The 10,689-nt window shown below is 64.8% G+C and carries 9 protein-coding genes, 1 tRNA gene and 1 other RNA gene; 5 read left to right on the forward strand and 6 right to left on the reverse strand.

Features of this window, described 5'->3' with window-relative positions; all coding sequences use genetic code 11:
- Positions 1–31: 31 nt before the first annotated feature.
- Positions 32–241 (forward strand): hypothetical protein, encoded by a 210-nt coding sequence (locus tag ACFVTG_RS15315; protein WP_284754589.1) that lies wholly within the window; start codon positions 32–34, stop codon positions 239–241.
- A gap of 239 nt (positions 242–480) precedes the next feature.
- A complete protein-coding gene (locus ACFVTG_RS15320; protein WP_284754587.1) occupies positions 481–660 on the forward strand; it encodes a hypothetical protein in 180 nt (59 codons plus the stop codon).
- Between the two features lie 153 nt (positions 661–813).
- On the opposite strand, the gene ACFVTG_RS15325 is transcribed toward ACFVTG_RS15320, so the two are convergent.
- Positions 814–2,160: an aspartate kinase gene (locus ACFVTG_RS15325; RefSeq protein WP_390281690.1), complete on the reverse strand. Its 1,347-nt coding sequence runs from the start codon at positions 2,158–2,160 to the stop codon at positions 814–816.
- A gap of 252 nt (positions 2,161–2,412) precedes the next feature.
- On the opposite strand from ACFVTG_RS15325, the gene ACFVTG_RS15330 reads away from it, so the two are divergent.
- Complete coding sequence (locus tag ACFVTG_RS15330; protein ID WP_284754582.1) at positions 2,413–3,369, forward strand: ABC transporter ATP-binding protein; 957 nt, start codon at positions 2,413–2,415, stop codon at positions 3,367–3,369.
- Positions 3,366–4,559 carry an ABC transporter permease gene (locus ACFVTG_RS15335; RefSeq protein WP_390281692.1) on the forward strand — a complete coding sequence of 398 codons (1,194 nt, stop codon included), beginning with the start codon at positions 3,366–3,368 and terminating at the stop codon, positions 4,557–4,559. The genes ACFVTG_RS15330 and ACFVTG_RS15335 overlap by 4 nt, the downstream gene beginning before the upstream one ends.
- A 36-nt stretch (positions 4,560–4,595) precedes the next feature.
- On the opposite strand, the gene recR is transcribed toward ACFVTG_RS15335, so the two are convergent.
- The 4 genes from recR to ACFVTG_RS15355 all read right to left on the reverse strand — a co-directional run bounded on the left by recR (position 4,596) and on the right by ACFVTG_RS15355 (position 9,147).
- Positions 4,596–5,195: a recombination mediator RecR gene (gene recR / locus ACFVTG_RS15340; protein WP_284754578.1), complete on the reverse strand. Its 600-nt coding sequence runs from the start codon at positions 5,193–5,195 to the stop codon at positions 4,596–4,598.
- Positions 5,196–5,354: 159 nt separating this feature from the next.
- Positions 5,355–8,609, reverse strand: a complete 3,255-nt coding sequence (locus ACFVTG_RS15345; protein ID WP_390281696.1) for a DNA polymerase III subunit gamma and tau — start codon at positions 8,607–8,609, stop codon at positions 5,355–5,357.
- A 33-nt stretch (positions 8,610–8,642) separates the two neighbouring features.
- Positions 8,643–8,739, reverse strand: an RNA gene (gene ffs / locus ACFVTG_RS15350) — signal recognition particle sRNA small type.
- Positions 8,740–8,823: 84 nt separating this feature from the next.
- The gene (locus ACFVTG_RS15355; RefSeq protein ID WP_284754575.1) at positions 8,824–9,147 is read right to left on the reverse strand and encodes a hypothetical protein; all 324 of its coding nucleotides are present in this window, start codon (positions 9,145–9,147) and stop codon (positions 8,824–8,826) included.
- Positions 9,148–9,457: 310 nt separating this feature from the next.
- Between ACFVTG_RS15355 and ACFVTG_RS15360 the strand changes: the two genes are divergently transcribed.
- Positions 9,458–9,542, forward strand: a tRNA-Ser gene (locus ACFVTG_RS15360).
- Between the two features lie 201 nt (positions 9,543–9,743).
- On the opposite strand, the gene ACFVTG_RS15365 is transcribed toward ACFVTG_RS15360, so the two are convergent.
- Complete coding sequence (locus ACFVTG_RS15365; RefSeq protein ID WP_284754573.1) at positions 9,744–10,643, reverse strand: LysR substrate-binding domain-containing protein; 900 nt, start codon at positions 10,641–10,643, stop codon at positions 9,744–9,746.
- Between the last annotated feature and the right edge of the window lie 46 nt (positions 10,644–10,689).

Consider the following 10,689-nt stretch of genomic DNA (forward strand, 5'->3'; position numbering starts at 1 on the left):
AGAGAGGGTAGACCCGGTGGCCAAAGAGACCATGACCCAGAGATTCATGCGTGCAACTGGCAAGCTTCGGATCATTTTCGGGCCGGCACACAGCAGTTCCCTGGATCATGAAATGACCGAGGAGAACAAGCGCCTCCTCGTGCGGCGCCAGGCCGAAGCACAGCAATGGGAAACGATCCGCAGGCCGGACGGCAGTACCTACGTGGTCCCCAAGAACCCGGATGACAAGTCCCTTCGCTAATCCCCACCGGCTCCCGGCCTTCGCAAGTCCCCACCGGCTCCCAGCCTTCGCAAGCCCAGGCAGGGGCCCTCGCCGGTGTGGGCCCGGCTCCCAGCCTTCGTCGATGGACGCCAACCCGGGCCTTTTACGGCTTCTGGGCGTAAAATTGGCCTCACTGGAACCACTCAGCTCCAACCGCACGGCTGGACCTCGCAGCGGGGAAGGAGGTGGGAATTGTGGGACATGCACTCGATAGCTTCATGAGGGTAACCGATCGACTGCGTTTCTGGTTCGGCCCGGCGACACGGGGCGACATTGATGCGCCCGTAGTCCACAAGCATGACGACTTCGAGACGGCGTCGGAAGAAGACCTGGGGCATTTCGTCGTCGAAACAGACGACCAGGGGCACCACTACGGAGTCCGCAAGGAAAGCGCCTGAAGCCGCTTGCGGCTCCAAAAGCCGCAGGAAAGCAAAAGAACCGGAGCTTGAGCTCCGGTTCTTTCACGTTCAAGTACTTCAGATCCCGACGGCGGGTGCCCGACGGCGGCGTCCGACAACGGGTGCCGACGGCGAGGTTCGGCTGGGGGTCCGCTAGCGGCCGGTGCCGCCATAGACGGTTGCTTCGGATTCGCCGTCGAGCTCGAACGCCTTGTGGATGGCGCGCACGGCGTCATCCAGGAGATCGGCGTGCGTGACCACGGAGATGCGGATCTCCGAGGTGGAAATCATGTTGATGTTGATGCCCGCGTCGGAGAGCGCCTTGAAGAAGGTGGCGGAGACGCCCGGGTGCGAACGCATGCCGGCGCCGATCAGCGAAAGCTTGCCGACGTTCTCGTTGTATTCGATGCTTTCGAAGCCGATTTCGGGCTGTGCGGCACGGAGGGCGGTGAGGGCATCGGCACCTTCAACGATGGGCAGGGTGAAGGAAATGTCCGTGCGGCCGGTTCCGTGGGTGGACACGTTCTGAACGATCATGTCGATGTTCGAGTGTGCCTTGGCGATGACCTGGAAAATCGCGGCGGCCTTGCCGGGGATGTCCGGGACGCCGACCACGGTGACCTTGGCTTCTGAACGGTCGTGTGCAACACCGGAGATGATTGGCTGCTCCAAGGCAACTCCCTCTTGAATCGTGATCTTGTCATCGGCGCTGGGCAGGACCCAGGTGCCTTCGTTCTGGCTGAATGAGGACCGGACGTGCAGTGGCACGCCGAATCGGCGAGCGTATTCCACGCAACGCAAGTGCAGGATCTTGGCGCCGGAAGCTGCCAGTTCCAACATTTCCTCACTGGAGATACGGTCGATCTTCGTGGCCGTGGAGACCACGCGCGGGTCCGCCGTGTAGATGCCGTCGACGTCCGTGTAGATTTCGCAGACGTCCGCTTCGAGCGCGGCGGCGAGTGCCACCGCAGTGGTGTCCGATCCGCCGCGGCCAAGGGTAGTGATCTCCCGGGTGCTCCGGGTCATGCCCTGGAAACCGGCGACGATAGCGATGTGTCCCTTGTCCAATGCCGTGCGGATGCGGTGGGGGTCGACGTCGATGATGCGCGCCTTGCCGTGAATGCCGTCCGTGATCATGCCGGCCTGCGAGCCGGTGAACGACTGGGCGGAGGCGCCGAACTTGTTGATGGCCATGGCGAGCAGGGCCATGGAGATGCGCTCGCCTGCGGAGAGGAGCATGTCCATCTCACGCGCGGGAGCAGAATCGGTGACTTGAGCGGCGAGATCCAGGAGTTCGTCCGTGGTGTCTCCCATGGCGGATACCACCACGACAACCTCATTGCCCGCCTCTTGTGCGTCAACCACGCGGCGGGCAACACGCTTGATGCCTTCTGCATCGGACACCGAGGAGCCACCGAACTTCTGCACGATCAGCTGCTTGGTCTTGGCAGTCTGCGCGCTCAGGTCTTCGGTTTTCACATCGGTAGTGGGCAAACTCATGCGCGCACCCTCACTGCATCAAATTGGGGATCATACGTTGCGTGGCCAGGTAACGGCACGGCTACGTGGCTTATGTGGCCAGTTTATCGCCGGGCGCGGCAGCCGGGGGAATTGTGACCAAATCTCGGCCATTGGGTGCACGCTTGGTGGTTTCGGCTAGGCGTACGATCAAGAAATACGCAGCCTGGGGGCATGTGGGCTCACGGGATTGAAGCGTACTTGTTCTGTTTGGGGGAAACAGGTGAGTAGAGCATGTCCATAGCTGAAAGTTCAAGCGTGCCGGGCAGTGGCGCCCTCGGCGTATCCGCGGAAGGCGTCTCACGCCGCTTCGGCACGGTCCACGCAGTCGAGCACATCGATTTCCACGCGCCGGCAGGGAAGGTCACCGCGCTCATTGGGCCCAACGGTGCGGGCAAAACGACGCTCCTCCTCATGCTTGCCTCGCTTCTGCGGCCGGACTCCGGAACCATCAGGATCAACGGCTTGGACCCCGTCCATGACAGCGCCGCCGCGCGGCTTCGGATCGGCTGGATGCCGGACACCCTGGGAGTGTGGGAGTCCTTGACCGCGCGCGAAATCCTGGTCCAGATGGCACGCTTCTACCGCCTGCCCAAGGACGGCATTGCCCATCGTGTTGCCGGCTTGCTCGAACTTGTCCGCCTGGACACCCTTGCCGACCAGCCGGCCCGGGTCCTCTCCAGGGGCCAGCAACAGAGGCTCAGCCTGGCCCGTTCCCTCATCCACGACCCTTCCGTGCTCCTGCTCGACGAGCCTGCATCCGGCCTCGACCCGGGATCCCGGGTGGAGCTCCGGAACCTGCTGAGACGCCTGGCCGGGGAGGGGAAAGCCGTGGTGGTTTCCTCGCACGTGCTCAGTGAACTCGATGAAATCGCGGACGGAGCGGTGTTCGTCAGTCAAGGCCGGACCGTGAAGCAGCAGACCCTCGAGGAGGCGGCCCTGCAGGGCCGGCGCTACGCGATCACAGCCCTCGACAACGAGGCCCTCACAGCAAAGCTCAGCGAACTAGGCCTGGAATACCGTGTGGAAGCCGGCCGCCGCCCGTCGGTCACCTTGCTGTTGACGCACGACGACGGCGCTGCCGCCCTCTTGGGCGAACTCGTCCGGTCCGGCATCGGCGTGGTTTCCTTCGCCCCCGCAGCCGGTGCCTTGGAAGAGACGTACATGAACCTGGATACGGAGAAACGATGAGCGACGTGACTGGAACCGTTCCTGTTTCAGCGGGACCTCCAGCGGGATCGCAGGGAGCTACGGGAGGCGGGAACGCCGTCGTCGGCTATCTTGGCGGGATACGCGACGTCGTGGTCCTTGAGATGAAACAACGGCTGCGCTCCCGCGGCTGGTACATCATGTTGGGCATCTGGTTCTTTGTGATCGCCGTAGTGACGTGGCTGACCTGGCTCGCCTGGAATGCCAGCATGGAAGCACGGCGGTCCACGATGCCGCCGTCGGCGCTCTCGCCGCAGGACGGGGCGGGGTCCATGATCTTCGAGGTCGTGCTGGCCTTTGTGCTCCTCTTTGCGCTGCTTGTTGCGCCCGCGCTGTCCGCCAATGCAATCAACGGGGACCGGGCCGGAGGCACACTCGCCATCCTGCAAATCACCTTGCTGACCCCGGGCCAGATTCTCTGGGGCAAGTTCTGCGCGGGATGGCTCGCGGCGCTCGCCTTCCTGGCGACAAGTGCCCCCTTCCTTGTCTTCGGAATGTTCCAAGGCGGGCTGACCCCGGGGCACGTCGTGGTTTCCTTGCTGATGTTGGCGGTGGAACTGGCCGTTGTTTGCGGGATCGGAGTGGGGATTTCGGCGCTTGCTGGGCGGCCCTTGTTCTCGATCGTGGTGACCTACTTGGCAGTCGCCGCGCTGGTGGTCGGATCGCTGATTTCCTTCGGACTGGGATCGCAATTGGCCCAAGGGACGGTGTTGGCCAACTCTCCCGTTGGCCGTGGCGTTTTGTATGCGCCGGTGCAGCCGAATCAGCAGGGGCAGCCGCTTGAACCGGCGCAGCCGGCATACACCTGCGAGGGCCCCTTGGTGGAGCACCAGGCCATCCGGACCGACCGCGTGGCGTGGATGCTCGCGTTGAATCCCTACGTGGTGGTGGCTGACGCCATTCCGTATCCGGACCGGAACGGGACAGGGTTCTACTCGGTCGGCATGATCGAGGGCATCAGCCAGGGAGCCAGGTCCGCGCTCGCTGGCCCGGAACGCACCTACCTTTGCGCCAACGGCGTGCCGCAGCCGCAATACCTCAAGCAGACGACGCCCTTGTGGCCGCTGGGACTAGGCCTGCAACTGGTCCTGACAGCTCTGCTCATGTGGCTTGGCTGGCGTTCGCTGCGGACGCCCGCGAGCCGGCTGGCCAGCGGGACGCGGATCGCGTAAGCCGGGTGGCTCGCCGGTAGGCTTTCAGCGCGCCGCCTACATGAGGGCGTTGCGGCGACCCTCGAAGGCCCGTCCCAGGGTAACTTCGTCCGCGTACTCCAGATCTCCACCCACGGGGAGGCCGGAAGCAAGCCTGGTGACGGTGATGCCGATCGACTTCAGCATGCGGGCCAGGTAGGTGGCCGTCGCTTCGCCTTCAAGGTTGGGGTCGGTTGCAATGATGATTTCCTGGATGGCGCCGTCGTTGAGCCGGGTCAGGAGCTCGCGGATACGGAGCTGGTCGGGCCCGATGCCAGCGATCGGATTGATGGCCCCACCCAGGACGTGGTAACGGCCGCGGAAGGACCGTGTGCGTTCCACAGCCAGGACATCCTTGGATTCTTCGACCACACAGATCACGGAGGGGTCGCGTCGCGGATCGCGGCAGATGTTGCACAGCTCCTGCTCGGTGACATTGCCGCAGACAGTGCAGAACTTCACCCGTTCCTTGACTGTGGTGATGGCCGCGACGAGCCGCTTCATGTCCTCGGGATCGGCCTCAAGGATGTGGAAGGCCAGGCGCTGCGCCGACTTCGGCCCGACGCCGGGCAGCCGGCCGAGCTCGTCGATCAGCTCTTGTACTGCGCCTTCGTACACAATGTCCTCGTTCGTTCGGTGTGGACGCCGTCGCTGTTCGGCACGCGTCGCGGTTTGGTGGCACCTTTTTGTGCGCCGGCGGGCTCTCGCAGGGTTCCATGGGGTTCCCCGGCCGACACCGTGCGGGCCCGCGCAGGGTGTGGTTACGTCGTCCGCTTGTTAGCGGCGCATGCTGTCCAGCGACCGTTCTTCCAGTAGCTTTCCGCCCAGAATACGCTCGACGGCGGCCCGTCCAAAGACTCCCGACTCCTCGATGGTTTCGTCGTCGGCACTCGGGATGTCTTCCACCACGGTGCCGGGAGCGACGGCGGCCCGTGCCGGTGCTTTCTCGCGCCCAGCCATGGCTTCGGGGCTGTTCGAAAGCCGCTGGTACAGGCTCTGTTTCCCGGTCCCCGGAGGCGCCGACTCTGAGGCAGAGGCTGAGGCAGGGGCAGACGGAGTGGCTTGCGCGAGTGCAACGGCCGGACGCGCGGTTTCGCCTCCGGGCGGCGTCGTTGTGGCCGGCGGCGTGCCGGCTGGCGGTGCGGCTGCTGGGGTTGCGCCCGCTGGCGGTGCGGGACTGGAGGCAGTGGGCTGGGGCGCCGACCACGTCGTTGACCAATCGGCGGCGGGCGCGGTGGCCGCTGCCTGCGCAGGTGCTGAAGCCTGCGGTTGGTTTGGAATCTGCGCGGCGGCAGGTTCATAGACGGGACTCGGCGTCGCCGGCCCGGATGAAGTGGCCTGACCGCCGGGGTCGGCGGACGTGCCCGAAGCCGCGGAACCAACGTTGGACTCCGTGCCGACAACCCACGAGCCCGGCGCGTGCTCGACAGCCCTGGACCACGGATCTTCCGAGGCTTTTTCCGAAGATGCTTTCTCCGGAGATGCTTGGGTGGGGCGCTTGCTCGCGGGGGCGGAGGCGGCCGAGACTGAGCTGTTCGGCGCGGAAGCACCGCGTGGCGAAGCGGCGGCCGATGGGCCGACTGCCGGGGCTGCCTGGGCTACGGCTGCGGGGCCGGCCGTGGGAATGGCAGTGAAGCCCGAAGGAGCCGACGGCTCCCAATCCATGGGCGGTTCTTCGTCCAGCGGGGGAGCGTCCTCGTCCCGCGGGGGACCCCAATCATCGTCCGAATACGAGTAGTCCGCGGCCGGGTCTGTCGGTGCCGTTGCGGACGACGCAGCTGCTGCGGCGGACGTCGCCGGGGCAGCTGCCGAGGCCGGGGCCTTTGGAACCTCCGAGGCCTGGGCCCCTTGGTACCCGAGTGTCCGTTCGGACGCCTCGCCAGGCACGGAGGGAGCCTGCCCTGACGCTGCCGGCACCACAGGTGTCGCGGACGCCTTGTCTGCTTCCGGGGCGGCAGGGCTTTGTGCTGCAGGGGCAAGTCCCCATGCGCTATCCACGGCGGACGACACAGTCGGGGAGGCGCCACCCCCTACAGGGGGCGCCGGGTCAGCCGGTGCTTTTGGGTTTGGTTCAGAGCTACCTGAGCTGTTGCCGCCAACGACCGAAGTGATCTGGCAGTCGATGCCGATTGTCTTGTGGATGGCCTGGCGAAGGTTCTCGGCATGGTCTGCGCGGCTGAAGGCGCTCGCAAGCCCATCAGTGCTGAATGCAAGAGTCAGAAGTTGGCCGTCGAACTGTGCAACCTGCGCGTTCGCTCCGACCAAGGCCCAACTGCTGCGCTTGATCTTGGTCAGCGTCTGGAGGATATCGGGCCAAGCTCTCCGGATGACCTCGACATCGGCCCCACCCGTAGCGGGCCGCGGGGCCTGTGCGGGGGCTGGCTGTTGTGCGGGCGCCGACGGTTCTGCAGGCGCTGACGCCGAAGCTGGGGCTGGGGCGGGCGTTTGGGTCGGCGCGGGCGCTTGAGCTGGTGCCACACCCGGCTGGGGTCGGTCATGTTCTGCCGCTGGATGAGCCGGAGCTTGGGCAGCTGGTTCGTGGGCGGGGCGGCTTGCCTGTTGCCTGGATTCGTCCACGGGCCAGTCGGTAGTGGATACCCGGGGCGGCGTCAGTTGTTCCCTGGGCGATCCCCCGGAAACAGGCGGATGGACAGGAGCCGGAGCCTCAGCAACCTCCGCTGGACCAGACGCAGTTGCTCTGGACACAGGTGAGTCGAGCACTGGTGAGGTGGGAACGGGGCTGGCTGCCGCCGTCGGGCGTTCCACTGGTTGATCCGCTGGGCGGGCAGTTGGCCCGGCGGCAGTGGCAGGAGCCGCAATAGCTCCCGGCGCCGTGTGGGCTTCCGCGGGAGGAAGCGCTCCGCCGTAGTTGAGGCGGCGTTCGACGCGGTCGATTCGGGCCGCGATGCCCCGTTCGGTCTGCTCGGAACTGGGCAGCAGGATCCGGGCGCAGAGCAGTTCGAGATGCAGCCGGGGCGATGTGGCGCCGGTCATTTCAGTGAGTGCGGTGTTGGTGACATCGGCGGCGCGGGAAAGCTCGGCGGCACCGAGGTTGTTGGCCTGGCTACGCATGCGGGCGATCTGGTCCGCCGGCATGCCGCGGAGGATGGCTTGCGCGCTTTCCGGCATGGCCTGGACGATGATGAGGTCGCGGAACCGCTCCAGTAGATCCTCGACGAAGCGGCGGGGATCGTGCCCGGTTTGGATGACACGGTCCACGGCACGGAAAACGGTGGCGGAATCGGACGCGGCGATTGCCTCGACGACGTCGTCGAGCAGTGAAGCGTGGGTGTATCCAAGCAGCGCGACGGCGAGTTCATAGTCCAGGCCGTTGGGTCCGGCGCCGGCCATGAGCTGGTCCAGTACGGAGAGGGAATCCCGCACCGAGCCGCCGCCGGCCCGGATGACGAGGGAGAGCACGCCGGGAGCTACGGGCACGTTCTCCTGTTGGCAGAGAAGCTCGAGGTACTGCATCAGGGGCTCGGGCGGCACCAGCCGGAAGGGGTAGTGGTGCGTGCGGGAACGGATGGTGCCGATGACCTTGTCCGGCTCCGTGGTGGCGAAGATGAATTTGATGTGTTCCGGCGGCTCTTCGACGATCTTCAGCAGCGCGTTGAAGCCTGCAGAGGTGACCATGTGGGCTTCGTCAATGATGAAGATCTTGTAGCGGTCCCGCACAGGGGCGAAGGTGGCGCGTTCGCGGAGATCCCGGGCGTCGTCCACACCACCGTGGCTGGCGGCGTCGATCTCGATGACATCGAGGGATCCGGAGCCGCCGCGGGCCAGTTCGACGCAGCTGTTGCATTTGCCGCAGGGAGTGTCCGTGGGGCCTTCGGCGCAATTGAGGCAGCGGGCGAGGATGCGGGCGGACGTGGTTTTTCCGCAGCCGCGGGGGCCGGAGAAGAGGTAGGCATGGTTGACCCGGTTTTTGCGCAGGGCCGTCATGAGCGGCTCGGTGACGTGTTCCTGCCCGATAACGTCCGCGAAAGAATCGGGGCGATATCTGCGGTAAAGAGCAGTAGTAACAGTCACAGGGGAAACCTACCTATAGGGACTGACATTTAAATAAGAGACCCCTCATGCACCCGCCAGAGCCCATCTACCCTTGCTACCTTCCGGTCCTGGGGGAGTTCAACAGGATGACGCCACATGAGGGGCCGTCGACAAGCTTACCCGAAGTTATCGAGCCCTCCGAATTCGCGGACATGTCCCCTGTAAGAGCCAGAAAATGGACATGTCCAGTGGGTTAGCGCCAGCCGTTCACGGGCCACGTCATGAACGCTGGCTCTTCGTACGGGTGGGCCGAGCGCAGGGCTTGCACTACGGCGTCGAGCATGTCCGCTTCAACTACGCACTCGACCCGGATTTCCGGCACTGCTTCGCCTTGCCCCACGGCTCCGATGAACGGCTGTGCTCCGGGCATTGGAGTGAAGCGTCCAGTGCCCGGAGTGGTGAAGGAGCAATGCGAATAGTCCCCGATTCTGCCGGCCCCGGCATCGCCGATCGCTGCCAGCACGTTCTCAATGTGGGATGCCGGGACGTAGACAACGAGGGCGTGCAGTTGGCTCATTGCACCATCCTCCCAGTGGCCGCCCAAAAACAGGTCAAAGGATGGTTTCTAATCTCCATTGCCAAACCGTTGAACGCGGCGGACTATGGGTATGTACACCGATTGGGGCAATCTCAAGATTGTGAGCTGCAGGGCCTGGTTTCAGGGGCTGGACCCAGCAGCTCAACGGAGTGCCGGAGGAATGGACGCATTGGGGGCGTCCATTTTTACGTTTAAGCGCACGGAGGGCCCACTCGACACCATGAATGTCCCGATTGGGCGATGCCGAAATTCTCGGGTACAGTGGAGTCTGCTTTTGATTCAGAAGCATGGAGAATTCGCCTAGCGGCCTATGGCGCACGCCTGGAACGCGTGTTGGGTTAACGCCCTCGGGGGTTCAAATCCCCCATTCTCCGCGTTTGGCCCCGGTCTTTGGACCGGGGCCTTTTTGCGTTCCCCGGGCCCCTAAAACCGGGCTCGCTGGCAGGCCTCGGATTCCTCTCAAGCTGCGTTGCTGAAACCGGCGATTGCTTCCAGGACCGGCTCCTGTTCCCTGTCGGATGAGAAACAAGCGCCGGATTGGCTGCGACGGCGCGAGCCAATCCCCACCCAAAGCCCTACATCCGTTCCGCAGCCACCCGTTCCAGCACCTCCCGGCACGCCAGGATTGCAGGGTGGATCCGGCCGGCGGTGCGGGTCGACGTGAAGACTGTCCGCTTGGGGAGCCCGGGGAGGTCCAGCAGTTGGACCGGCGTGGTCCGCCCTGTCCAGACGAGGTCCGGCATGAGGGCCACGGCATTGCCGGACTCGATAAGCCGGATTTGCGCTTGGAGATCGGCAGTTTCGTAGCGGACGTCGGGCTCGAAGCCGGCGGAGCGGCATGCTTGCTCCGCCCAGTGCCGGGACGCTGCGCCATGCGGTTCCATGACCCATGGCAGCGCAGCCGTGTCCGCGAGCGAGGAAATCGATTCGCCGCCAAGGCCAATCGGGGGAGTGGCGAGCCTGATGGCGTCGCTGGTCAGGGTGGCCCGGTCCAGGCCGGGATGATGCGGTGCCGCGTGCCCTGGGTACTGCTCGGCTACCACGATGTCGAAGTCGCGGGCCCACGTTTCGTAGAGCGCAGTCTCCGGCTCGCGTTGGATCATTTCGACGCGTACTTCGGGATACTCGCTCTTCATGATGGTGAGGAAGTCCGGCATGAGGGCCAGGGCGGCGGTTTGGAACACGGCCAGCCGGACCGTGCCGGTCACCGTGGAGAGAGACGCCGCGAGGTCCGTCTCTGCCCGCTCGAGGGTGGCCAGCACCGCTGCCGCGTGCTCCACGAGGATCTCGGCCTGCGGCGTCAGTTGCACTCGTCGGCCGGATTTTCTCAGCAGTTTCACGCCGGCTTCCTTCTCCAGCAAAGTCAATTGCTGGGACACAGAGGACGGGCTGTACTTCATCGCGTCCGCCACTTCTGCGAGGGTTCCGCGGATTTTCAATTCGTGCAGCAAGCGCAGCCTGCGGACGTCCAGCATTGGCCCTCCAGAAGGGTCGAGAAATCTAATGAATATTCTTCAGAAA

Source organism: Arthrobacter sp. NPDC058127 (genome assembly GCF_042884555.1).
Lineage (GTDB): Bacteria > Actinomycetota > Actinomycetes > Actinomycetales > Micrococcaceae > Arthrobacter.